This is a genomic window from Cellulophaga sp. Hel_I_12 (assembly GCF_000799565.1).
Taxonomy (GTDB): domain Bacteria; phylum Bacteroidota; class Bacteroidia; order Flavobacteriales; family Flavobacteriaceae; genus Cellulophaga.
Window position 1 is genome coordinate 3,056,473 of sequence record NZ_JUHB01000001.1, and the last position, 23,049, is coordinate 3,079,521.

Annotated in this window: 23 protein-coding genes and 1 tRNA gene; 16 read left to right on the top strand and 8 right to left on the bottom strand. The window is 37.0% G+C overall.

Annotated features, from left to right (window positions below; translation table 11 throughout):
* Positions 1–68 precede the first annotated feature (68 nt).
* The 3 genes from GQ45_RS13225 to GQ45_RS13235 form a co-directional block, all read right to left on the bottom strand.
* The gene (locus tag GQ45_RS13225) at positions 69–1,169 is read right to left on the bottom strand and encodes a DUF4407 domain-containing protein (protein ID WP_047418740.1); all 1,101 of its coding nucleotides are present in this window, start codon (positions 1,167–1,169) and stop codon (positions 69–71) included.
* Positions 1,170–1,352: 183 nt separating this feature from the next.
* On the bottom strand, positions 1,353–3,731 hold the full coding sequence (locus tag GQ45_RS17655) for a M56 family metallopeptidase (RefSeq protein WP_052188231.1): 2,379 nt from the start codon (positions 3,729–3,731) through the stop codon (positions 1,353–1,355).
* A 2-nt stretch (positions 3,732–3,733) separates the two neighbouring features.
* Positions 3,734–4,099: a BlaI/MecI/CopY family transcriptional regulator gene (locus GQ45_RS13235; RefSeq protein ID WP_047418742.1), complete on the bottom strand. Its 366-nt coding sequence runs from the start codon at positions 4,097–4,099 to the stop codon at positions 3,734–3,736.
* Between the two features lie 268 nt (positions 4,100–4,367).
* Here GQ45_RS13235 and GQ45_RS13240 point away from each other — a divergent pair, with 268 nt between their 5' ends.
* A complete protein-coding gene (locus tag GQ45_RS13240) occupies positions 4,368–4,946 on the top strand; it encodes an alkylphosphonate utilization protein (RefSeq protein WP_047418743.1) in 579 nt (192 codons plus the stop codon).
* Positions 4,947–5,167: 221 nt separating this feature from the next.
* On the opposite strand, the gene GQ45_RS13245 is transcribed toward GQ45_RS13240, so the two are convergent.
* Together GQ45_RS13245 and GQ45_RS13250 are read right to left on the bottom strand one after the other, a co-directional pair.
* Positions 5,168–5,932: an NYN domain-containing protein gene (locus tag GQ45_RS13245; protein ID WP_047418744.1), complete on the bottom strand. Its 765-nt coding sequence runs from the start codon at positions 5,930–5,932 to the stop codon at positions 5,168–5,170.
* 236 nt (positions 5,933–6,168) lie between these two features.
* Positions 6,169–7,572 carry a dipeptidase gene (locus tag GQ45_RS13250; protein WP_047418746.1) on the bottom strand — a complete coding sequence of 468 codons (1,404 nt, stop codon included), beginning with the start codon at positions 7,570–7,572 and terminating at the stop codon, positions 6,169–6,171.
* 211 nt (positions 7,573–7,783) lie between these two features.
* Here GQ45_RS13250 and GQ45_RS13255 point away from each other — a divergent pair.
* Positions 7,784–7,865: transfer RNA gene (locus tag GQ45_RS13255), tRNA-Leu, on the top strand.
* A 297-nt stretch (positions 7,866–8,162) separates the two neighbouring features.
* Here GQ45_RS13255 and GQ45_RS13260 read toward each other — a convergent pair.
* Positions 8,163–9,506: an IS110 family transposase gene (locus GQ45_RS13260; RefSeq protein ID WP_047418552.1), complete on the bottom strand. Its 1,344-nt coding sequence runs from the start codon at positions 9,504–9,506 to the stop codon at positions 8,163–8,165.
* Between the two features lie 344 nt (positions 9,507–9,850).
* Here GQ45_RS13260 and GQ45_RS13265 point away from each other — a divergent pair, with 344 nt between their 5' ends.
* The 4 genes from GQ45_RS13265 to GQ45_RS13280 all read left to right on the top strand — a co-directional run bounded on the left by GQ45_RS13265 (position 9,851) and on the right by GQ45_RS13280 (position 13,532).
* Entirely contained in the window at positions 9,851–10,687 is an 837-nt protein-coding gene (locus GQ45_RS13265) for a DUF932 domain-containing protein (protein ID WP_047420418.1), read from the top strand.
* A gap of 157 nt (positions 10,688–10,844) precedes the next feature.
* Positions 10,845–11,612 (top strand): DUF6577 family protein, encoded by a 768-nt coding sequence (locus GQ45_RS13270; protein ID WP_047418747.1) that lies wholly within the window; start codon positions 10,845–10,847, stop codon positions 11,610–11,612.
* Positions 11,605–12,708 (top strand): nucleotidyl transferase AbiEii/AbiGii toxin family protein, encoded by a 1,104-nt coding sequence (locus tag GQ45_RS13275; RefSeq protein ID WP_047418749.1) that lies wholly within the window; start codon positions 11,605–11,607, stop codon positions 12,706–12,708. Before GQ45_RS13270 ends, GQ45_RS13275 begins: the two co-directional genes overlap by 8 nt.
* A 2-nt stretch (positions 12,709–12,710) precedes the next feature.
* Positions 12,711–13,532, top strand: a complete 822-nt coding sequence (locus GQ45_RS13280) for a hypothetical protein (RefSeq protein WP_047418751.1) — start codon at positions 12,711–12,713, stop codon at positions 13,530–13,532.
* Positions 13,533–14,042: 510 nt separating this feature from the next.
* Here the strand turns inward: GQ45_RS13280 and GQ45_RS13285 are convergent.
* The gene (locus tag GQ45_RS13285; RefSeq protein ID WP_047418552.1) at positions 14,043–15,386 is read right to left on the bottom strand and encodes an IS110 family transposase; all 1,344 of its coding nucleotides are present in this window, start codon (positions 15,384–15,386) and stop codon (positions 14,043–14,045) included.
* Positions 15,387–15,730: 344 nt separating this feature from the next.
* On the opposite strand from GQ45_RS13285, the gene GQ45_RS13290 reads away from it, so the two are divergent.
* Positions 15,731–15,898 carry a hypothetical protein gene (locus GQ45_RS13290; RefSeq protein WP_154192220.1) on the top strand — a complete coding sequence of 56 codons (168 nt, stop codon included), beginning with the start codon at positions 15,731–15,733 and terminating at the stop codon, positions 15,896–15,898.
* An 11-nt stretch (positions 15,899–15,909) separates the two neighbouring features.
* On the top strand, positions 15,910–16,461 hold the full coding sequence (locus GQ45_RS13295; protein ID WP_047418754.1) for a hypothetical protein: 552 nt from the start codon (positions 15,910–15,912) through the stop codon (positions 16,459–16,461).
* 144 nt (positions 16,462–16,605) lie between these two features.
* Here the strand turns inward: GQ45_RS13295 and GQ45_RS13300 are convergent, their stop codons facing one another.
* Positions 16,606–16,785: a hypothetical protein gene (locus GQ45_RS13300; protein WP_037348907.1), complete on the bottom strand. Its 180-nt coding sequence runs from the start codon at positions 16,783–16,785 to the stop codon at positions 16,606–16,608.
* Positions 16,786–17,097: 312 nt separating this feature from the next.
* Here GQ45_RS13300 and GQ45_RS13305 point away from each other — a divergent pair, with 312 nt between their 5' ends.
* The 8 genes from GQ45_RS13305 to GQ45_RS13340 all read left to right on the top strand — a co-directional run bounded on the left by GQ45_RS13305 (position 17,098) and on the right by GQ45_RS13340 (position 23,002).
* On the top strand, positions 17,098–17,442 hold the full coding sequence (locus GQ45_RS13305) for a single-stranded DNA-binding protein (RefSeq protein WP_047418758.1): 345 nt from the start codon (positions 17,098–17,100) through the stop codon (positions 17,440–17,442).
* A gap of 74 nt (positions 17,443–17,516) precedes the next feature.
* Positions 17,517–17,861 carry a single-stranded DNA-binding protein gene (locus tag GQ45_RS13310; RefSeq protein ID WP_047418759.1) on the top strand — a complete coding sequence of 115 codons (345 nt, stop codon included), beginning with the start codon at positions 17,517–17,519 and terminating at the stop codon, positions 17,859–17,861.
* Positions 17,862–17,944: 83 nt separating this feature from the next.
* On the top strand, positions 17,945–18,325 hold the full coding sequence (locus GQ45_RS13315; RefSeq protein ID WP_047418760.1) for a DUF6876 family protein: 381 nt from the start codon (positions 17,945–17,947) through the stop codon (positions 18,323–18,325).
* Between the two features lie 11 nt (positions 18,326–18,336).
* Positions 18,337–18,534: a hypothetical protein gene (locus tag GQ45_RS13320; RefSeq protein WP_026754830.1), complete on the top strand. Its 198-nt coding sequence runs from the start codon at positions 18,337–18,339 to the stop codon at positions 18,532–18,534.
* Between the two features lie 440 nt (positions 18,535–18,974).
* Positions 18,975–19,355, top strand: coding sequence for a BfmA/BtgA family mobilization protein (locus tag GQ45_RS13325; protein ID WP_047418761.1), 381 nt, complete (start codon positions 18,975–18,977; stop codon positions 19,353–19,355).
* A gap of 11 nt (positions 19,356–19,366) precedes the next feature.
* Positions 19,367–20,398 carry a MobB family relaxase gene (gene mobB / locus GQ45_RS13330; protein WP_047418762.1) on the top strand — a complete coding sequence of 344 codons (1,032 nt, stop codon included), beginning with the start codon at positions 19,367–19,369 and terminating at the stop codon, positions 20,396–20,398.
* A gap of 14 nt (positions 20,399–20,412) precedes the next feature.
* Positions 20,413–21,993 carry a type IV secretory system conjugative DNA transfer family protein gene (locus tag GQ45_RS13335; RefSeq protein WP_047418763.1) on the top strand — a complete coding sequence of 527 codons (1,581 nt, stop codon included), beginning with the start codon at positions 20,413–20,415 and terminating at the stop codon, positions 21,991–21,993.
* 112 nt (positions 21,994–22,105) lie between these two features.
* Positions 22,106–23,002: a PHP domain-containing protein gene (locus GQ45_RS13340; RefSeq protein ID WP_047418764.1), complete on the top strand. Its 897-nt coding sequence runs from the start codon at positions 22,106–22,108 to the stop codon at positions 23,000–23,002.
* Positions 23,003–23,049: the final 47 nt, after the last annotated feature.

The following is a 23,049-nucleotide window of genomic DNA, read 5'->3' on the forward strand; positions in this document are numbered from 1 at the left end:
AAAGTTCAAGTAATCTAGAATTTTTTGCGCTATGCGCTATGCGCTTTGCGTCAAGCGGATAGCGATATTCAAAGATTTTTCACTTGCAAACTATGAAATGCTTCAGCTTGCAGTTTTAATAATTCCTCTGTTTTTTTCTTTTTGTAGGCGTAAACAGCTTCTTCCTCCCTAATTTCAGCATGTATTTTTGTATTTAAGGCCTCATCAGTACTCATGAGAAGTTCACGTTGTTTTACTTTTTGAGTAATCCATGATTTTACAATGCTTTCTTCCTCTTCTAATTTATAGTCATATTCGCCTTTTGGAGCTAATAATTTGGCAATAATAGGCGACGTTTCAATAGCTAAAAAGAGTAGAAAGATAAAAAATGAGGGTAGCCAGGGTAATTTGTTTAAAGCTGTAATTCTTGCCATAAGACCATCAAAACCGTCAATAATAGGTTGCGAATTGGTAACAGATTGGGAGTATTCCGTATTCAAAGCCGTTATTTGATTTTCTAAAGCTGTGATTTTTGCTGCGTTGGCTTCTTTAAGTAGTCCAAGTTCACTTAAGGCAGCGTCGTGTTTGTCGCGCTTTTCTTTATACACAGGACCTTTGCCCAAAAGCTTGGTGCCAGCAGTGCCTTCAGCTTCTGAAATATAGGTATCGTAAAGTGCATTTGTTTCCGCTTCTTTCGCTACAACTTCGGACTTTAAGGCTGCAATATCTTGATGTAAGGTTTCAATGGCAGGATTGTATTGTAATGCAATCTGGTCTTTATTGGCTAGCGTTAATTCATTCTTCTGTTCTAATAATACTTGATTGATTTCCTTTTCAAAAATTTTCATTTCCAAAGGTTTAGAAATCACAATTGCGATAATGATGGCTAGAATAATTCGAGGGGTAGCTTGGATAAGCTCACTACTGAATTTGTCTCTTTTTTTAATGGTGGATACAATAAAGCGGTCTAAATTAAAGATTAATAAGCCCCAAATGAATCCAAAGAAAACAGCGGTATATAGGTTGTCAAAAACAGTAAAAAGTGCATAACTACTGGCAATAAATGCCATAACAGCAGTAAAAAACACGGTAGCTCCAATACCTGCGTATTTGTTGCGCTCCCTTTGAGAGCATTCTTGTAAAATTTTGGCGTCTGCGCCAGAGCATAAAATAAAGAACTTTTGTAACATAATGATTTGATTTTTACCTACCAGGGGCAGGTTGATTGATTGATGATGGGTTTAAAAGTACTAATAATTCACATTCTCGTGTGTTAAAGACTTTTAAAATTACTTGTAGAACGTAATTTTGAAGTTTTTGTTACAAAAAAAGCCTTCAATTTGAAGGCTTAGGAATAATTTTTTTAATGAAATTCAGTTTTTAGTTTTAATTGGATTTTTAGAAATTAAAACTATGGGTTTATCACTATTAAAACCTTTAGAATCTATATTCAAGTTTTTATTCTTTTTTAGCAATTCTATAGCTTTATCGGAACTGATTTCTTTATCTTCATAATAAAAGGTAGCGTCTTTTTTAGCCATATCAATGAGGTGATCTAATGGTGATGCTGGAGGCGGCGGCGGTGGAGGAATACTTGATTCTTCTCCCTTTTTTACATAAGCAGACGGGATAATTTTCCCATCTTTATCAACGGTTTGCCCATACTTATTGTAATAATTTGTTTGTCCGTTTTGTTTGTTGTAAAAGTGTTTTTCATTATTAATCATAACATAACCACTTTTTTCTTTTTCTTGTGCATTGTTTTCGGGTGCTGGTGGTGGAGGAATGTTACTAGTTTCTCCTTTTTTAACTTTAGGTGGGGTAGGAGGAGGCGGCGGCGGTATTATCTCAGCATTTTTTTTCTGTTCATTGGTCATATTTTCATAAATACTACTGAAATAGCGGTATTCTTCCTTCGTAATGATGTTGTACGATCCATCAGCATTTTTAAGCGTTTTCACCCAGCTATTGTAGGCACTCTCTAAACTTTTAGATACTTCTCCTTTGTGAAAAGGTGGCGGTGGCGGCGGAATGTTACTAGTTTCTCTTTTTTTAACTTTAGGTGGAGCAGGAGGCATAGGCGGTAATTCAGGATAGTTAGTCACACTTTTCTTTTGTTTATCTGTCATTAAATTATACAGATATTCCATTCGATCTATTTCTGATTTTTTAATCGGCATAGACATATTTAAGTCGCTGTATTTAGAAGCTATCGCATTGTATTCTGAAATTTGTTTTTTTGTTGCGCCGTCTTGAAACTCACTTGGACCAACAATATTAATCGTTGCGCAACCGTATGCTTCTAAAAGGGTATTCACTTCTTTTATTACTTGTTTTGGTGTCTCATTTTTTACATGAATTTGGGCACTAACTAATTGTGAACGTTCTTCTTTGTTCAAATCAGTATTTATTTTAGATAAATAGATTTTTAATTCCTCAATAGCCACTAGTTCATTTTGAACCAATAATTTACCATTTCTATTAATCAGTATATTTATTTTCCTGTCGTTGACCGTAAACTGCTTTTGAAACCCAATTTTAGTATACAAGCTCACTTGATAGGGTTGTGGGTAACTTTTGCTACGGACGTTTTGATATGCAAAACTTGATGAATAATGTTTAAAATCATCTACATTGTAATTATTCAGTTCTCTGTTTTTAACAGGTTTTCCATCCACCCAAATGGCAAATTCTGTTTCTTTTTTCCATTTCTCTACATCTTGTGCTGTAGGAGCATTTGGTTTTGTAATATATATATAGCGTATAGTATCATTTTTTTGTTGTTCAAAATCAGTATAGTTGATTTCTTCAGAATCTTGCAGTGTAAATTCGGATTCAATAAATTGTAATGAATTAGCACTTTCTTCAGATTTCCTGACTTCCAATACTTTAGTTGCACTAAAACTGTAAAGGACCAATGCAAATAAGGGTAAAACCAATAAACTACGAAGCCATACGGCTTTTTTTGAGGTGTTTTTTTTCATGACTGTAAATCGTTTTTTGATGGATGAATAATTGATGGCATTCGTTAATGCCGTTTCTGGGCTTGCCGCATTTGATGAGAATGCCAATAAAATTTTTTGATACGTGGTAATTTCTATTCCTTTTTGCATCACCGCCTGGTCTGCTAAAAATTCGTGATTTAGTTTGATTACGTTTTTAAAGAGATAAACAAAAGGATTGAACCAGAAGAAGACCTGTACTAGCTCCATCAAAAGCACATCAATACTATGTTTTTGATGGGCGTGTGTTTTTTCATGGAGTACTACGGCTGTCGGGATTTCATTCGCAGTAAACTTTTGTTGGTTAAAAAAAATGAAATTAAAGAAGGTGTGTGGTGCTAGTTGTTCTTTTAATAGCACATGAATAATAGTTTGTTCTTTAATCTTCGTGTTTTTTTTAATTCTATTGCTGATGATAAAAAGGTTTTGAACAAATTTGAATCCAAAAACTAAGACGCCAAGTGCATAAACACTCCATAGAATAGTACTTAAATAACCGGTACGCTTGGAAATGGCTGTCGTTTGAAATTCTTCTAATTGAAAATCAAGCGGCATATGCTCAAAAGTAGGTTCAGGTGTTACATATACATATTCCGTAAAGATCAATGCTGGGATTACAAAAGCGGAACCTACGGCCGCTAATAGATAAAAGCGTTTAAAGCTGTGCATGCTTTCTCGTTCTAAAAGCAGTTTGTAAAATGCGTAGAAAATTGCCAAACAGGTGGTGACTTTTACAATATAGATCAGCATAACTATCTGTTTTTAATTTCTTTTTCTATTAAAGCTTTCAAATCTTCTAACTCCTCTTTGGTCAAAGCTGTTTCTTGGGTAAAAAACGAAGCAAACTGACTAGCGCTGTCATTAAAAAAGTTTTTGATCAATCCGTTGACGTGCTTTGAGAAATAATCTTTCTTTTTTACCAAAGGATAGTATTCCCGTGACCTTCCTAAATTATGATAGGCTACAAAACCCTTGTCCGTCATACGTTTTAATAAGGTGGCAATGGTTGTCGTGGCCGGTTTAGGATCATCGTAAGCATCGAGCAGGTCTTTCATAAAAGCCTTTTTTTGCTTCCATAAAACATTCATTAGTTCTTCTTCTGATTTTGATAGTTGCATGTCTGCTATGTTTTATAATCAATTTATATGCTTACCTCTCCTTTGGGGAGGTCAAGATTGGTTCTTTCCAATCTTGGGTGAGGCAAAGCAAATAATTTCGAGCTATATTTTTAAAGTAAGAAATATTTGAACGAAATTATTTGTTCTACAAACATAGAGTAAATATTTTAATTCTACAAGTGTAGAGTAAATTTTTATTCAATTGGATTTGAAATGAGGTATTATTTCTAATAGAATGTTTTAAGTTTACACCATTCAAAAATAAAGCATGAGTGTACTACAAGAACTAAAAGAGAGAAGCAACAATACTTGCGAATTATGTACTGGAACGAATGACTTAAAAGTGTATGAAGTGCCGCCAGTTTCTGTTGGTGGTATTGATGGGAGTCTTTTAGCCTGTAGTACCTGCATCGACCAGATAGAAAACTCGGATACTACCGATGCAAATCATTGGCGATGCTTAAATGACAGTATGTGGAGTGAGTTTGATTCTGTAAAAGTAATTGCTTGGCGGATGCTTTCTCGACTAAAAGCAGAAGGGTGGCCTAAAGATTTGCTCGATATGCTCTATTTAGAAGATGAAGTACTTACCTGGGCAAAAGCTACAGGCGAAGGCTTGGCAGAAGCCGATAAAATCACCCATAGAGATGTTAATGGCGTTATTTTAGAAAACGGCGATAGCGTGGTTTTAGTGAAAGATTTAAAAGTAAAAGGTTCTAGTATGGTGGCCAAACAAGGTACTGCCGTTCGTAGAATATCCTTAGATCACGAAAACGCTGATTATATTGAAGGTAAAGTAGATGGGCAGCAGATTGTGATTATTACCAAGTATGTGAAGAAGCTCTAAGAAAGTTCAAGTGCAAGTTCAAAAAATTATAAGTTTAAATGTCAAATTTATATTTTTGAACACAGAACACAGAACACAGAACACAGAACACAGAACACTGATTACTCTTTTCAATATCAGCCTTCAATGAACAATCGTCAACGATTTTTTTGAACCTGAAACCTTAAACGCGAAACGAGAAACTCTTTTCACCTTTTCACCTTTCAACTTTACATTTTTAATTAACTCTTCTTCCCTTTCGGATTATTTTTCTGCTTCACGCGCACAAAGATTAATTTATGTCGGCTTTTTGGGTTTTCACGCTGTTCTAATTCAAATATATCAATTGATTTAATCAGCGGAGTTAGTTTGTCGAAGCCATAGTTTCTAGAATCAAAATTGGGTTGTTTTTTTTGCAAAAGACTCCCCACATCACCAAGAAAAGCCCAACCATCGTCGTCAGAAACATCGGTAATAGTTGTTTTTATAAATTGAATGTCTTTTTTGGTAATCGTATCGATGGTATCTTTACTATCGCTTTTTTCAGTTTCATTTTCAGTGCTGCTTGTTTTTGACTTTAGAATTTCGATGTAAATAAATTTATCGCAAGCCACAATAAACGGACTAGGTGTTTTTTTCTCTCCGATACCAATAACCTTCATTCCCGCTTCTCTTAAGCGTGTAGCAAGTCGCGTAAAATCGCTATCACTAGAAACGAGACAAAATCCGTTTACTTTCTCCGAATATAGAATATCCATGGCATCGATAATCATAGCAGAATCTGTTGCATTTTTTCCAGTGGTATAGCCGTATTGCTGAATAGGCGTTATGGCATTTTCCAGCAAAAGATTTTTCCATTTTGATAAATTAGGCTTCGTCCAATCTCCATAGATTCTTTTGATGGTCGGGTTGCCATATTTAGCAATCTCCTCCATCATTTCTTTTACATAGGCCGATGGAATATTGTCACCGTCAATAAGTACTGCTAAATTTATGTTCGAATCCATTATTTTAAATTATAGGGTTGAAATTACACGAAAAAGTGGAATTAAAGCCTTGTTTGTCAACTATTCTGTTAAATAAAAAAACAAGAAACAAGGCAAGATGCTTGTTTTGCGTTAGGGATAGGAGTGGAAAACCCACAGCCACATTTTTGTGGTGAGGATTTGCAACGGATAGCCCGCCCGCTAGGGAACGCCCAAAAATTAAATCGTTCACTTAAACTATCAATTTTAAGAGCTGATTAGTCAGCGGCATGCTGTTTAGTTAATGCCGTAAAATGCTGATAGAAATAAGGAATAGTTTCTATTCCTTTTAAATAATTCCATACGCCAAAATGCTCGTTAGGGGAGTGAATGGCATCGCTATCTAAGCCAAAGCCCATTAAAATAGTTTTGCTTTTCAGTTCTTTTTCAAACAAGGCAACAATAGGAATACTGCCACCGCTGCGTTGTGGAATTGGTTTTTTTCCAAAAGTAGTTTCGTAGGCTTTTGAAGCTGCTTGGTAGCCAATGGTATCAATGGGAGTCACATAACCCTGTCCGCCATGATGTGGTTTTACCAACACTTGTACACCTTTAGGTGCAATACTTTCAAAATGAGTTTTGAATAATTCGGTAATTGCTGTCCAGTCTTGATTCGGGACTAAACGCATCGAAATTTTTGCGTATGCTTTACTCGCAATAACGGTTTTAGCACCTTCGCCCGTGTACCCACCCCAAATGCCATTCACATCTAAAGTTGGTCTAATAGAATTTCGTTCATTGGTCGTATAGCCTTCTTCGCCATAAACAGCATCAATGTCTAAAGCCTTCTTGTAGTTTTCTAAACTAAAAGGGGCTTTTGCCATTTCGGCGCGCTCTTCTTTGGATAGATTTTCTACGTTATCATAAAAACCAGGTATTGTGATATGATTGTTTTCGTCATGAAGACTAGCGATCATTTTTGATAAAATATTGATCGGATTGGCCACCGCCCCTCCGTACAAGCCAGAATGTAAATCTCTGTTTGGACCCGTAACCTCCACTTCAACATAACTTAATCCACGAAGTCCGGTGGTAATTGAGGGAACATCGTTGGCAATCATTCCGGTATCAGAAATTAAAATAATATCATTAGCTAGTTTTTCTTTGTGATTGGCCACAAAAATGGCTAGGTTACTACTCCCAACTTCTTCTTCGCCTTCAATCATAAATTTTACATTGCAAGGCAGTTGGTTGGTTTTCACCATAAACTCTAAGGCTTTGACATGCATATACATTTGTCCTTTATCATCACAAGCACCACGGGCATAAATAGCCCCGTCAGGGTGTTTGTCTGTTTTTTTGATGACAGGTTCAAAAGGAGGCGAAGTCCATAAATGAACAGGATCTGCGGGTTGCACATCGTAATGACCGTAAACAAGTACCGTGGGTAATGCAGGATCTATAATTTTTTCACCATAAACAATAGGGTATCCATCTGTTTCACAAATTTCTACTGTATCACAGCCAGCCTCTAATAAGGCTTTTTCAACAGCTTCAGCGGTGTCTAAAACGTCTTGGGTAAATGCAGGATCGGCACTTACTGAAGGCATTTTTAGCAGTTCAATTAGTTCTGATATAAAACGATTTTTATGTTCTGAAATGTAATTTTTAATGAGGTTCATGCTGTGTTTTTAAGTAGGGGCAAAATTACAAAAAAGAAGTTTTTTAAACTTAGTATTTCATAATTCATTTTTTACTTTATATTTGCACTCCTTTAGCGGAAGAAAAATATATTTTTAAGCTCATAAAGGAAACCTAATGCAGGCGTGGTGGAATTGGTAGACACGCTAGACTTAGGACATAGCGAAATATAAAGTGTTAAAATATTAAAATGCGGGCGTGGTGGAATTGGTAGACACGTCAGACTTAGGATCTGATGCCGCGAGGTGTGGGAGTTCGAGTCTCCCCGCCCGTACAAAAGCCGAAGAGAAATCTTCGGCTTTTTCCATTTAAAAAAATGTCGAAAAAAATGTCAGGTACAACATAGGTACAACATTTTGCTAATTTCAGGGCAACATTTGTATTGATGTCAAATATTTCTATTTGTTATTAAACCCTATTAATTTTCTGGTAAAATAATAAATTCTGCTAAATAGCAACCTTATTACTTCGTAAGGGGGAGTTTATTATCATACAATATAACCGCAATTTAAACTCGTAAAATACTTCCATCAAAAGACTTCTATATAACTCCTTCTTAAATATTTGAATATCAAGCTGCTTCTTCGAGTTCCTTTTGTATGTGGGCAACCTTTTTCTGCAAGTTGTCGAGCCTCTTTTGCTGACTGTGCCTTTTCATTTTTACTAAAATGGATTCATCGTATTCAACCTGGTGTGTTACCATGGTGTAGACTATGGATGCCAGTTTGTTCCCAGTTGCAATCGCGGCCGCCTTACCGCCATTTTTAGCCCTTTGGATTCGGTAATAATCACCCAAAGGCCCTTTGCTTTTCCAAAGGCAGCTGCCACATTTCCGGAATATGTGCCCGGCGGTATTCTTTTTGTTCATCAGGTGGCTGCTAATCAGCTTTCCTCCTGATTGTTTGTTGTTGGGGACAAGGTTCAGCCATGATAGGAACTGTTTCCTTGTAGGCCATTTACTGAAATCACTTCCCATTTCCCCAAGGATGTTCAGTCCACTCAGGCTATCTATACCGTCTATTTGGGTAATGTCCACACCCAATTGTGTTTTTAGGTAACTGTCGACATCAAATTTTGGGGTGTTCTTGTTTTTCGTTTTTTTCTTTTTGTTAACGGGGTCTTTATCCTCGCCGGGAACCTCGATCGTTTCCCTTTTTTTAAGTGCCTTTTCTATATTTTCATCGCACTGCTGCATTTGTGCGTGCACGAAATGGAAGGAATCGTAGGCCTGTTGAAGTGTAAACAGGTATTCTTCCCGCCATGTCCCTTCCAGGGATTTCATTATGGTCTCCTTGCTCGCCCTGACGCACCTGTCTCTGAGCTCCGCCAATATTTCCGTGTCTCTTTCCCCGTCAAGGATTGCGCTAACAATGGACATGCCTGTTTTTCCTGCAAGATCCCTAATTACCTTGTGCAGCTTTATGTTCATCTGTTCCATGGATTTCTGCATGTGCTGGAGGTAGCGGCTGGCCTGACGGATCAGGTTCTGTCGGTGTCTGGTGTAAGTGCGCAGTTCCCGGGTATAGTTGTCCGGCTGGAAACTGTTCGACAAAAGCCCACAGCTATGAAGCTTCTGTATCCATTCCGCATCGCTCATGTCCGTTTTCCTGCCACTTACGTTCTTGACATTTCGTGCGTTTACCAGAAATACCTCGAAACCGTAGTCTTCCAAAAGGAGGAAAAGATTGAGCCAATAAATGCCCGTTGATTCCATGGCGATAGTTGTAATGCCACATTTTTTAAGCCATCTCGCTATTTGGTGCAGGTCACAAGTGAAGGCTGTGAAACGCCTTACTCTTTCAGCGTCCCTATCTTCCGGGACTGCCACCCAATGTTCCGTGCTACCGATGTCGATGCCCGCTGCATTTGGGTTCATCATGGCCATTTCGACCACTTCTTTTTTTGTCTTTTTCATTTCAGAACTGTTTTTAGGTTAAACAAAAGAGCCTCGGGTCCGCCCATTTTTACGTTCTGTAATCTTCTATAAGGGATTGCTGGGCATCACCAATGAAAAACCTACAACGGGAGGGACCAGACTACGGCAAGGGTTTGAAAACACCAATTTCTTTTAGGTCTTGACTACCCGAAGCCCATATGTAAAGTTATTGAATTTTATGACCCAAATCCTTGTTTTGGAGGTTACTACGGCATAAAGCCATTCCTTCCGCCATCGCTTATTTATTCCGTTTCCTTTTGAGCTGAGATTTTAGCTTCCGTTTGGGTACTGCTCAAATATTGTTTAATCTAAATTCAAAAGCTATGTATTTACAAAATTTGCAACAGGATGAAATCTTTGTTCCATCAGAAATGAAATCCTTAAAGACTCTGACCCAGATGGAATCCCGACGAGGGCTTGAAAATGTCATCATCTCTAATGGCAAAATCGTCAATGTTGTCTCGAACAGCTATGGCCACATTCCAAATCAACTTTTCTTCAAGAAAGCTGAAGAAATGTTGACCGATGCACAATTGAACTTCCATAAACGCACCATCAACAAAAATGACAGGTCGTTCATTACTGACTTTATTATCGACGACAAAAGCCAGTTTGCCGTCAAGAACGATAAGGACGTGATACTGCCAATGCTTCGATTTAAGAACTCTTATGACGGTAGCGAAAAGACCTCTGGACACTTCGGGTTTTATAGAGAAGTGTGCTCAAACGGTCTGCACGTTTCACAAGCAGAAATCGAGTTTTCCATAAAACACAGTAAGAACAATACACACCTTATTATGCCGAGATTGAACAACCTGTTCGATAAGTTTCTGGACAATGAATTCTATACGATAACCAAGAAATTCGATAAGATGAAAGAGTTTAAACTTATCGATACACAGGAATTTGTAAAAGCAATTCTTGATAAAACGAAACTCTTCAAATATGAATGTAGCGATAAGAATAGCGACCCGTCGAAAAAGTCTCGTGAGGTCATCGAAATCTTGAACTATGAAGCCTTGTTACTCAATGAAGAACCTAATCTTTGGCTGGGCTATAATGCGTTTAATTCAGTACTTCATAATGTATTAAAGAAAAGCTTTGGCCAACAAGAACGATTGGACAAGAAATTGTTTGATGAAATTTATGAAATGGCCTAAAGCCAAAAGGTTCATCCAGTACCTTAAACTGGATTTTTTTCTTTTTCAATAATAGCTCGCTTCAAATATTTACCACTTTATTGACATAGTGGCGATAATTAGTTTTCAAATATTCGCCACTTTTTTGTACTTTTGGCAAAGTTTTGATATAGATATTATGCCAAAGATTGTAGAAAATAAGCTTATAGAAGCATTTAAAGGACGTAGTTCGTTTGATAGGGACGAACTATTTCAGTTCTATTTGGACTTTGAACCGGATTTGAAGGAAAGCACCTTTAGTTGGCGAATTTATGACCTGAAGAAAAAGGACATCATCAAAACTATTGGTCGTGGGTTGTATATCATATCCTATAAACCCAAGTATAGACCAGTACTGTCTGATAGCGTTCTAAAAATAGCAAGTAAGACCAATGAACGGTTTAAGGAAATCCAATATGCAATATGGGAAAACCAATGGCTCAATGAATTTACACAGCATCAGGTATCCAATCAAATGATTGTGGTGGAAGTGGAAAAGGAATTCACCGAATCACTATACTATTATCTAAATGATTCCTTGAAAATGGATTTTTTCTTAAATCCCGATGACAAGGAAATTGAGTTCTACATTTCTGAGAGTGCTGTCCCCGTGGTCATAAAACGTCTCGTTACCAGAGCACCGATAAGTAAATTGAAAGATAAAAAAAATGTAGTTCCAGTCGCCACGCTTGAAAAAATAATGGTGGACTTGTTTGCCGATGAAAACCTGTACCATTTTTACCAAGGCTCTGAACTCATAAATATTTATGAAAAGATACTTGAGCGATACAGTATTAATTTCACAAAGCTCTTTAGCTATGCGAAAAGACGAAAGAAAGAACAGGAAATCAAGCAATTTATGAATAACCACATACCAAATATTTTAGAGGACGTAATCAATGATTGAAAACAAAAGCTTCACAAAAGAGTGGCTGGATATTTTCCGAGCAAAAAAAGAACACAAAGGCATTAATGTGACCATTTTGGAAAAAATGGTTCACGCATTTTCTTTATTAGAACATCTAAAAATAGAAGGACTTAATTTTGTCTTTAAAGGCGGCACTTCACTCGTGCTTTTACTTGAAGAAGGCAATCGGTTTTCAATAGATATCGACATCATTTCAAGTCTAAAACGTGACGCATTGGAAAAAATCCTTGATACAGTTGTTGCCAACTCACATTTTAAAAGCCACACTTTGAATGAACGCAGAAGCTACAAAGAAGGCGTGCCAAAGGCACATTATACTTTTGAATTTGATTCGGTTTACAACCCAAACGTTCCAGGAACCATTCTGTTGGATATTCTTTTTGACAGCCCGCATTATCCAGAGCTCATAGAATCTTCCATTGAAATTCCTTGGCTATCGGTTAATGAGCCTATAATATCAATTACCACACCTTCGGTAAATTCCATCTGTGGCGATAAGCTTACTGCTTTTGCACCAGAGACCATTGGTATTCCATATTACAAACAAGACCAGCTTTTTGCAATGGAAATCTGCAAGCAGTTGTTTGATTTAGGTAAACTATTTGAAAACATTACCGATATAAACATAGTGAAGAAAAGCTTTTCCGCTTTCGCGAAAGCTGAACTATCCTATAGAAGTTCTGATGAAAATTTCAACAAAAGAAATCTTACAGAAACAGAGGTACTGTGGGATTCCATAAACACTTGCACTATAATTTCAAAAAGGGAACGAAATTCCACCGCTGAAACAAAAAAGAAATTTGAAGATTTAAACCGTGGTATTCGCAGTTTTGGTAGTGCATTTCTAATGACGGGACATTTTAGGATAGAAGAAGCAATGGCAGCTTCGGCCAGAGTTGCTTACTTGAATGCAATCCTATTGCAACCAAAAATTATAGAAATTGAATATTATGAGGGACAAGATATAAGCGAGCTTACTATTGAAAAAGCAGATTGGGCATACCTGAATAAATTGAAACGCCAGCCGGATAAGTCCATATTTTATTATTGGTATAAGGCGGTGGAAATGTTATAAATATGAAAAAAAGAAAAAGAGTTAAAACTAAAATGATTGAATTTAGAAACCCATACCATATTGAACCACCAGGGGCTTTACGTGAGATATTATCACATCCAGCAAATGAAACTGAAGTAATTGAACTTGCAGTATTTCAAGAACATCGGTATGCATTCTTCTACTGGAATAAATGGGTACGGAAAAACGAAGGTAATAATCCGCCTTGTCTAATTTCATTAGATTGGCACCAAGATTTATGCTATCCCTGTGAAACAGAAAGGAAATGGTTAGATAATTTGGATTTAGAAAGTGATGCGGAAGTATCTTTGTTTTCGTGGGCAAAACTCAATGGTCTTAATGATGGCCATATTTTAAGTGCAGCCTATCTCAATTTGATTGGGGATATTTATGTGCATTGTAGACAAGAGCTTGGTCAGAACACTTGGAAAGATGAAGAACTGATTGATACCTATGAAAACAGCCACGCAATCAAAAAATTCAAAACGTATGAAGCCTTACAAGATGCACTATTGAATTCTTCAGAAACATCTGTATTTTTTGATATTGATTTGGACTTCTTTTCAGTAAAGAATGGCTTAAGTGATGGTTCATTTGAATTTACCTACTTACAGGAAGAAGAAATACGAAGAATGCTAAACAAGGATAATCCATTAATTAACTGGATTTTTAAACGCATAAAAGGTTTCACAATTGCCACTGAACCAGAACATTGCGGTGGACTTTTGAGAAGTAATAAGTTTCTTGATTTAATTAGCGAAATCTATTTCAATCCAGAATTGTTTGCACCTAAATGTAATTGGAAATGGAAACCAAAATATTGATGATGAATTGAATCGACATTAATATTGCCATTCAGCCCATTCCCCTGCATTCCGCAAAAAGCTTCATTTCGGTAAATACGCTTCATTATAAAGGTCTTGGACACAACTTCAAATCTTCCGATTTCCATTGCGCTGAACCTGCCATAAAAATGGCAGAATCGCTTCATTCCCAATCTATATCTTTAAAGTCAAGTCCGCTTTAAACCCTACTAAATAAGGATAATTTGTTTTCATAATCCAGTAAGCACATTCCCCTGCATTTCGCGAAAAGCTACATTCCGAGAAAAGAGCTTACCTAAAAAGGTCTTGGACACAATCCCAAATTTTGACTTTCCATTACGTTTACCCGATCCGCTGCGCTGGAACGGGACGCTTCATTCCCTAGCCAAAATCGTGAATTAAGTCCGCTAAAATTGAGATAAATAATCAATCAATATCTGCGCAAAGGTAAACTCGTAAAATACACCCATCAAAAGACTTCTATATAACTCCTTCTTAAATATTTGAATATCAAGCTGCTTCTTCGAGTTCCTTTTGTATGTGGGCAACCTTTTTCTGCAAGTTGTCGAGCCTCTTTTGCTGACTGTGCCTTTTCATTTTTACTAAAATGGATTCATCGTATTCAACCTGGTGTGTTACCATGGTGTAGACTATGGATGCCAGTTTGTTCCCAGTTGCAATCGCGGCCGCCTTACCGCCATTTTTAGCCCTTTGGATTCGGTAATAATCACCCAAAGGCCCTTTGCTTTTCCAAAGGCAGCTGCCACATTTCCGGAATATGTGCCCGGCGGTATTCTTTTTGTTCATCAGGTGGCTGCTAATCAGCTTTCCTCCTGATTGTTTGTTGTTGGGGACAAGGTTCAGCCATGATAGGAACTGTTTCCTTGTAGGCCATTTACTGAAATCACTTCCCATTTCCCCAAGGATGTTCAGTCCACTCAGGCTATCTATACCGTCTATTTGGGTAATGTCCACACCCAATTGTGTTTTTAGGTAACTGTCGACATCAAATTTTGGGGTGTTCTTGTTTTTCGTTTTTTTCTTTTTGTTAACGGGGTCTTTATCCTCGCCGGGAACCTCGATCGTTTCCCTTTTTTTAAGTGCCTTTTCTATATTTTCATCGCACTGCTGCATTTGTGCGTGCACGAAATGGAAGGAATCGTAGGCCTGTTGAAGTGTAAACAGGTATTCTTCCCGCCATGTCCCTTCCAGGGATTTCATTATGGTCTCCTTGCTCGCCCTGACGCACCTGTCTCTGAGCTCCGCCAATATTTCCGTGTCTCTTTCCCCGTCAAGGATTGCGCTAACAATGGACATGCCTGTTTTTCCTGCAAGATCCCTAATTACCTTGTGCAGCTTTATGTTCATCTGTTCCATGGATTTCTGCATGTGCTGGAGGTAGCGGCTGGCCTGACGGATCAGGTTCTGTCGGTGTCTGGTGTAAGTGCGCAGTTCCCGGGTATAGTTGTCCGGCTGGAAACTGTTCGACAAAAGCCCACAGCTATGAAGCTTCTGTATCCATTCCGCATCGCTCATGTCCGTTTTCCTGCCACTTACGTTCTTGACATTTCGTGCGTTTACCAGAAATACCTCGAAACCGTAGTCTTCCAAAAGGAGGAAAAGATTGAGCCAATAAATGCCCGTTGATTCCATGGCGATAGTTGTAATGCCACATTTTTTAAGCCATCTCGCTATTTGGTGCAGGTCACAAGTGAAGGCTGTGAAACGCCTTACTCTTTCAGCGTCCCTATCTTCCGGGACTGCCACCCAATGTTCCGTGCTACCGATGTCGATGCCCGCTGCATTTGGGTTCATCATGGCCATTTCGACCACTTCTTTTTTTGTCTTTTTCATTTCAGAACTGTTTTTAGGTTAAACAAAAGAGCCTCGGGTCCGCCCATTTTTACGTTCTGTAATCTTCTATAAGGGATTGCTGGGCATCACCAATGAAAAACCTACAACGGGAGGGACCAGACTACGGCAAGGGTTTGAAAACACCAATTTCTTTTAGGTCTTGACTACCCGAAGCCCATATGTAAAGTTATTGAATTTTATGACCCAAATCCTTGTTTTGGAGGTTACTACGGCATAAAGCCATCGCACCATCAACGCTTATTTATTCCGTTTCCTTTTGAGCTGTGATTTTAGCTTCCGTTTGGGTAATGCTCAAATATTGTTTAACTAAAAAATATAAAATTATGAAACAATTATCTGTAAAACCCAGCATTTCATTAAAAGAAGCGGAAGAACATTATCAATTGAGTAGTGAAAATTACACAATTGATAGTGCAGAGACTCATTTAGCTTATTACAGAGATAAGCATCAGCTGTACTACCGAACACTTTTAAATCATTATTCAAACTAAAACCTCACATTATGGAAAATTTTAATTTTGTACAACTTGATTTTGGATTCGAGTGTGAACCCGAATCTACACAGAAAAAATCATCGAAATCAAACAAAAAGCGAAGTAACGATTTCGTTTTTAATTTTATGGATTGTCTCACCAGTCCCATCATTGTCTTTAAATCTGCTTGGAAAGATACAATACCAAGAGACATACTTAAAAACATAAAATTATCACGACTATTATGTTCAATGCAACAAGAAGAAATGGCATCGCTTACAGAAACTTTAGCATATATGATGCCCAGAACTTATGAAGCACCAATGCCTACCGAATGGGTAAATATTTATACTTGGCTAGGTCTTCAGTATGCAATTCAGTTTAAGAATAGTGGCCAATTGAATGCAATGACTGAAATCACACCAAGCAAACTTTCAGAATATGAAATGGGACGTTTGAATAGTTTGAGAAGTTGGATTTATGATAAAAGAAGAAAGGCTTTAAAAGATAGATTAAAAATAGCTGAAAAATCAGAAACAAATATATTATCTGAAAATCAAAAAGTACTTTTTGAAGAGTGAGCTAACTATTCACCCTTTTATTTAATACGAGTTTCATAAGCCATTCAGCACATTCCCCTGCATTTCGCGAAAAGCTACATTTCGGGAAAAGAGCTTCACTACAAATATCTTGGACACAATCCCCAATTTCGACTTTCCATTCCGTTAACCCTTCCCGATTCTCTGGGAAGGAACACTACATTTCCAAGCCAAAATCGTGAATAGCGTCCGCCAAATCGGAATTCCATTTAATGATTTGGTGTCGCTTCCTACATTTTTATACTTCACAAAAGCTTTTAGACCTACATCCGCACCCTCGCTGTTATACCCTTTTTTTGCCAGCAAAATACCAACATTTTGAACTTGAACAGACTGCATAAACCGTTGCGCTGCGCTTCACTTTTTATAAGTCCTTATCAATTCAAAATATTGAAACTGTATCAGCAACAAAAAAAGGTAACAGCGAGGGCGCTATGGGAAGTAAATCTAAAATAAAACTTATGAAATCTTACAAAAACATACAAAGGGAAGCGACACCAAAAAAAACAAAAAAGGAAAACGCTCAAGATATAATAAGTAAATCACTTCAAAAAAATATAAACGCAAACTGTCTGAATGGTTCAGATAGCATTTTAATTAATCTTTAAATATTTTATTATGAGTACTTTAAAAAATCACGTACAGTTAATCGGAAACGTTGGACAAGAGCCAACAATCACGAACCTTGAAAGCGGAAAAAAAGTAGCCCGTTTTTCAATCGCAACAAACGAGTATTACAAGGATGCCAAAGGCGAAAAGCAAACCGAAACTAATTGGCATACCGTTGTAGCTTGGGGCAAGACTGCCGAAATTATTGAAAAATATGTAGGTAAAGGAAAGGAAGTAGGTGTTACAGGGAAATTGAAATCTCGAAGCTACGATGACAAAGAAGGTGTCAAAAGATATGTAACCGAAATTGAAGCAAATGAAATCCTTTTACTTGGAAGTAAAAATGACAAGTAATTCTTAAAAATTAAAGAGGGCGTTCCTCTCGAAAGTTGCGCCCTTTTTCATTAAAAATCTTTAAAATTTTTATTATGAAAACTATTAAAAATCACGTTCAGTTAATCGGGAACTTTGGGCAAGACCCACAGGTTACAAATCTTGAAAATGGAAAAATTGTGGCGCAGTTCTCAATGGCTACAAATGAAAATTACGAAGACTCAAAAGGGCAGAAGCAATCGGAAACCCATTGGCATAGTATTGTGGCTTGGGGAAAACTTGCTTCAATCATTGAGAAATATGCAGTAGTAGGAAAACAAATTGCCATTGCGGGCAAATTGGCGCAACGCTCTTATGAAACCAAGGAAGGCGAAAAACGATACTATACCGAAGTTGTAGCAAGGGAAATTCTTTTGCTCGGGTCTAAAAATGGTAAGTAACCATAAAAATCCAAGAGGGCACAGATACCAGTTTTCAATTAGTTCGTGCCCTCTTTTAATTATTCACTTAAAATAAATGAACAATGAAAGCACAAGTTAACGAAATAAAAGAAGGATTGCAACATTTTCACGGTACGGAAATGTTCTATCAAATTCCATTATTAAGAACACGTTTTACAGACGGACTAAAATATCTTGCTAATGTAGCAGATTGTTTTTGGCTCATTACGGACACTTCCGTAATTGCAAAAAGTCTGATGAACAGAAGCGAGTTTATAACCATAGACTTTAAAAGATTGTCCGAGGAAAAACAAGATTTTACAGGATATGAAGCTGAAATTATTTATACAGATGGCAACGACAATATTTTGGAAAAACACGGCTATCGGGTAACTGATTTTCCGCTCGATGAACTGCGGTTATTTTTTGTAAATGATACGCTGATGTTACCAAGCGAATACTAAAATTTAAAGCTATGGTATATCTCAATTTTACAGACTTGAGCGAAGAGGCTCAAAACCGACTTTTAGAAAATTCTAAAAAAGATGTGGAACGAAAATTTGGCGATGATATTCGCAAATACGTAAGGGAAAATTATACCTGTTTTGAAACGATGATAGAGGAAGAAGCATTACGAAATTTATATTCCTATAAGTTCATATTCAACATCTAATTTTCTAAACTTAATAATCAAGCACCTCTAAATTTTGGAGGTGTTTTTGTATGCAATTAATTTTAAGTCGAGAAAAAAGCGTATCTTTATTTCGCTGAAATTCAGCTCACATAAATTCATATAGTTATCCCATTTTTAACTTTCGCTGATAGCTGTATCCATCTATATTTTACATTGAGGAATTTTCGAATTCCTAAAAGGCAATTGGCTTTTTAGCCAGATTGTATGAAATTTTTGTTCGCCTGTGGCGAACGAAAAGGAATAGCAAGAGGGTAACGGGCAGAGCCACGTTACATATTCCTTTTGGCGTATAATCCATTGATTTTCAAATACTTGAAAATTAATGGATTATATAAATTTCTTCGATTTGCGTCAAATGCCCCCACACAGTCTGTAAACAGGGATGGATTTACGTCAAACACAAAAAAAAGCGAAAGAAAATGGATTCATTCATCACCATCAGGTTCAAAAGGAAAACTGCCAAACGTTTTCAGGAATTTTCAAAAAAGCACTTCAAGACACATACGGAAACGATGGAAGCCATTCTTGATTTTTTCTTCTACAATGAGATATCTCCAAAAGAAAAATTAGGTCCGACAGGACGAACCATCGAAGCCAAGTTACTGAAAAGAATCAATGCAGTAATCGCTATAATGAGGGATGTTGAAAAGACCCAAACCAAGCCTACAGTTGCAATGATTCAATCCCTTTTTGAGACAGAACAGCCAAGCAAAAAACCTTTAATAGTGGAAAAGAAATATGCCGAAGAAAAAAAGGAAGTACGCTTTCGCGAAAAGCAAAACCTTAACAACGAAGTCTAAAATTTTAAGCTATGTACATAACAATAACACCTCAAAAAATGGGAAGCAATTATTCTAAAAGTTCGGCTGATTTTGTGGGTTATCTGGAGAAGGAAAACCAAGGACTGGAACAGCAGGATATGGAACATTTTTTTAACCAATACGGCGACGAGATTTCAGCAGAGGAAGTGGTCAAGGAAATTGATGGCAATACGGCAAAACTCGAAAAGCACGAACCACGGTTTTATTCCATTACCGTAAGCCCATCTAAATACGAACTGAAACGGTTGCAGAACCATAGTGAGGATTTGCAAAAATACACCCGTGAGATTATGAAGGATTATGTGGCTTCATTTAATCGCGAAATCAATGGGCGACCCATTACAATCGATGATATAAAATACTATGCTAAAATTGAACACCAAAGAGCCTTTAAAGGAACGGACTTTCAGATAAAAGAAAACCAACCGTATGCCACAAAAATACTTCAACTAAAAACTGAAATCCGAAATGTGCAAGATGGACGAGCAGAAGGGAATGTGAAAAAATTGGAAAAAGAAATAGGGAAACTCGAAAGAGAAGCCCCACACCAACAGAACGGAAAACGAATCGTACAAGGAATGCCAAAAGCAGGAAACCAAAGTCATATCCATATAATTGTGAGCCGTAAGGATGCTTCCAATAAATTCAGCTTGTCCCCAGGAAGTAAATACAAAGCTTCCGATGTTGAATTAAATGGTAAAACGGTAAAACGGGGATTTGACAGAGATGGATTTTTTACAAAAGCAGAAAAGACTTTCGATAGGACATTTGACTATCAAAGGAACTTCGCTGAAACTTATAAGGCAAGAAAGGATTTCATTAAGAATCCGAAAATCTATTTTGCTTCACTAATGAAATTGCCCACCAACGAAAAAGCATTGGCGTTCAAAATAATGGGGAAAAGTGGCATCCCAATGATGCCCAGTATTCCAGTCACACAGGCACAATTGGCGATGAAAATTTTTAATAGGCTACGACGTGGTGCAGAGGTGGCCATTAAATCAAGTTCCATCGGAATCTAATCTAATCTAAAACTATGCAAATGGACAATCTCGTAACGGTACTTTTTATTATTGGTTTGGCCAGTAGTGTTTTCTATGGAATATTTCGGATAAGCAGATTTGCATTTGTAGTCAATCTTCTATTGATTGGCGTTCTTGTTTATTATTTAAATGAACAATTACCATTGGTTCAAATAGCACTTTATTTGGTTTGTCCTCTGATATTAATTAATATAGGAATGTATGTTTTCTTGCATAAAACGGACACGCCTAAAAATGGAAATGCCAAATATCAGGTCAACTTTGCCACTACAAAAGGAAACTTTAAACTGGACAACATCAAACGTGGAGCATCAATCATCGGTTCTGCCGGAAGTGGAAAGACCGAGAGTGTTGTGTATGGATTCCTGAAACACTTTCAAAAAGAAGGATTTTGCGGAATTATTCACGATTACAAAGATTTTGAACTGACCGAAATGGCTTATCCACTCTTTAAGGATGGCGATATCCCATTTAAGGTCATTTCCTTTGATAAAATCATCCACAGGGTAAATCCTATTGCGCCACGTTATTTAGAGAACGAGGAAAGCGTAAATGAGGTGTCGAGGGTGTTAATCGAAAACCTTTTGGAACAAAGGGAATCAGGAACAACCGGAACAACAAAATTCTTCAACGATGCTGCGGAAGGATTGATTGGTGGATTGATATGGAAATTAAAAACTACTTATCCCCAATTCTGTACTCTTCCACATTTAATCGCCATTTATCAATATTTGGACACAGAAAGCCTCATCCAGTTTTTGGAAACCAACACCACCTCAAGAGCAATGGCAGATGCTTTTATAAGCGGAAAAGATTCTGAAAGACAGACCGCAGGTGTAAAAAGCACTTTGGCCAATGCGCTGAAACGAATTAGCACACAGCGCATTTTTATGGCGTTGTCTGCGGATGAAGTACCCTTAAATATCAATTGCCCAGAAAATCCTTGTGTGATTTCGATAGTGAACAACCCCAAATTTGAAACATCTTTTTCGCCTGTAATAGCGACCATCATTCACACCATTACAAAGCAAATGAGTGTTCGTAATAGCAAACCATCTTTTCTCTTGATGGAAGAAGCGCCTACGATACGATTGTTGAATATGCACCGTATTCCTGCTACACTTCGAAGCTATAATATTTCTACGATTTATGTGATGCAGGACAAAATCCAAAACGATATGATGTATGGAGATAAAGCAAGCAAAGCCATTTTGAGCAATTTGTCCTATCAGTTTTTCGGAAAGGTCAATGACCCAGACACAGCAAAATATTACGAACGCTTTTTTGAAATCATTAAAGACCCAACCAAAAGTATAAGCCGAGGACATAATCTTGATTTTGATACCCGTATCACTACTGGCGAAAAGGAAATACCTAAAATTCGGGCTGATGTGTTTTTCAGATTGAAACAAGGCGAATTCATAACCTATGCGGATGGAAAGGATAAAAAGATACAGTTCAAGTTAGCCATCATAAAAAGAGAGTTTCCACAAGAATCGAAACAGTTTTCTCAAGCTGATTTGGAGGTTAATTTTGAACGGGTTTATGATGAGGCGCGGTCTATTTTTAAGTAAAGAACGCATTCACTGTTAATAGAATGTAGGTTCATTTCTGTTAAATTATCGAGATAATATTATCTTTATTGTCGATATAAAAAGTTGATGGGAATTTAAAAAACATTGAGAATTGAAGAAAATAGACCTACACATTCATACAGTACAATCTATCAGCGATAGAAACTTTACGTTCCATATAGAATCATTGAAGGAATATGTTAATAAGCTTGAAATCGATTGTATTGCGATTACCAATCACAACTTGTTTGATAAGACTCAATTCGAACATATTTGCCAAGAGTTAAATATTAAAATTTTTCCAGGTATAGAAATTGATTTGGAAGGTGGTCATTTACTTTTAATTTCAGAAAATGAAAATCTTGATGATTTTGCGCAAAAATGTCAAAAAATCCAAGCACTCATTACAACTAAAGATGATTCGATTAGCTACGAGCAGTTAATGGAAGTTTTCCCAGACCTCAAAAATTATCTGTTAATCCCGCATTATGATAAAAAACCAAATATCAAGCCTGAAACTATAAAAAAATTAGGAGATAACATTTTTGCTGGCGAAGTAACAAGTTTAAGAAAGTTCAAAACTTGTATAAAAGAAGCTGATAAACTCACGCCCGTGATATTTAGTGATTGTAGATTTATTGAAAATATGACGTCATATCCAACAAGACAAACCTTTGTTGACGTTGAAGAAAATACACTTAATGCCATTAAAGGTTGCTTATATGACAAAACAAAAGTTTTCCTTTCAAAAGAGGAAGGTAATGACTTTTTTCAAGCAACTGATGATGGAATAATCTTATCAACGGGATTAAATGTTATAGTTGGAGGACGTTCTTCTGGGAAAACATATACACTTGATAAAATCTGTCAGAACTTTTATAATGTTAAATATTTGCGACAATTTTCTTTACTTCAAAATGATAAAGAAAACTTCAAGAAATTAGTTACTACAAGACATAGTTTAATAACCGAAAATTATTTGAAAGAGTTTAAAGATGTTGTTGGATAGGGCGGTCAAATTGAACCACTTGCGGCGGATGAAAGTGAGCATAGCAA

Excerpts from the sequence above, each read along its gene's own strand:
- GQ45_RS13240 (WP_047418743.1), top strand. The coding sequence starts at position 4,368 with ATGAGTGTACTACAAGAACTAAAAGAGAGAAGCAACAATACTTGCGAA.
- GQ45_RS13295 (WP_047418754.1), top strand. The coding sequence starts at position 15,910 with ATGGAAAATTTTAATTTTGTACAACTTGATTTTGGATTCGAGTGTGAA.
- GQ45_RS13310 (WP_047418759.1), top strand. The coding sequence starts at position 17,517 with ATGAAAACTATTAAAAATCACGTTCAGTTAATCGGGAACTTTGGGCAA.
- GQ45_RS13270 (WP_047418747.1), top strand. The coding sequence starts at position 10,845 with ATGCCAAAGATTGTAGAAAATAAGCTTATAGAAGCATTTAAAGGACGT.
- GQ45_RS13265 (WP_047420418.1), top strand. The coding sequence starts at position 9,851 with ATGTATTTACAAAATTTGCAACAGGATGAAATCTTTGTTCCATCAGAA.
- GQ45_RS13325 (WP_047418761.1), top strand. The coding sequence starts at position 18,975 with ATGGATTCATTCATCACCATCAGGTTCAAAAGGAAAACTGCCAAACGT.
- GQ45_RS13250 (WP_047418746.1), bottom strand. The coding sequence starts at position 7,572 with ATGAACCTCATTAAAAATTACATTTCAGAACATAAAAATCGTTTTATA.
- GQ45_RS13290 (WP_154192220.1), top strand. The coding sequence starts at position 15,731 with ATGAAACAATTATCTGTAAAACCCAGCATTTCATTAAAAGAAGCGGAA.
- GQ45_RS17655 (WP_052188231.1), bottom strand. The coding sequence starts at position 3,731 with ATGCTGATCTATATTGTAAAAGTCACCACCTGTTTGGCAATTTTCTAC.
- GQ45_RS13285 (WP_047418552.1), bottom strand. The coding sequence starts at position 15,386 with ATGAAAAAGACAAAAAAAGAAGTGGTCGAAATGGCCATGATGAACCCA.
- GQ45_RS13305 (WP_047418758.1), top strand. The coding sequence starts at position 17,098 with ATGAGTACTTTAAAAAATCACGTACAGTTAATCGGAAACGTTGGACAA.
- GQ45_RS13280 (WP_047418751.1), top strand. The coding sequence starts at position 12,711 with ATGAAAAAAAGAAAAAGAGTTAAAACTAAAATGATTGAATTTAGAAAC.
- GQ45_RS13235 (WP_047418742.1), bottom strand. The coding sequence starts at position 4,099 with ATGCAACTATCAAAATCAGAAGAAGAACTAATGAATGTTTTATGGAAG.
- GQ45_RS13275 (WP_047418749.1), top strand. The coding sequence starts at position 11,605 with ATGATTGAAAACAAAAGCTTCACAAAAGAGTGGCTGGATATTTTCCGA.
- mobB (WP_047418762.1), top strand. The coding sequence starts at position 19,367 with ATGTACATAACAATAACACCTCAAAAAATGGGAAGCAATTATTCTAAA.
- GQ45_RS13245 (WP_047418744.1), bottom strand. The coding sequence starts at position 5,932 with ATGGATTCGAACATAAATTTAGCAGTACTTATTGACGGTGACAATATT.
- GQ45_RS13320 (WP_026754830.1), top strand. The coding sequence starts at position 18,337 with ATGGTATATCTCAATTTTACAGACTTGAGCGAAGAGGCTCAAAACCGA.
- GQ45_RS13335 (WP_047418763.1), top strand. The coding sequence starts at position 20,413 with ATGCAAATGGACAATCTCGTAACGGTACTTTTTATTATTGGTTTGGCC.
- GQ45_RS13225 (WP_047418740.1), bottom strand. The coding sequence starts at position 1,169 with ATGTTACAAAAGTTCTTTATTTTATGCTCTGGCGCAGACGCCAAAATT.
- GQ45_RS13315 (WP_047418760.1), top strand. The coding sequence starts at position 17,945 with ATGAAAGCACAAGTTAACGAAATAAAAGAAGGATTGCAACATTTTCAC.
- GQ45_RS13260 (WP_047418552.1), bottom strand. The coding sequence starts at position 9,506 with ATGAAAAAGACAAAAAAAGAAGTGGTCGAAATGGCCATGATGAACCCA.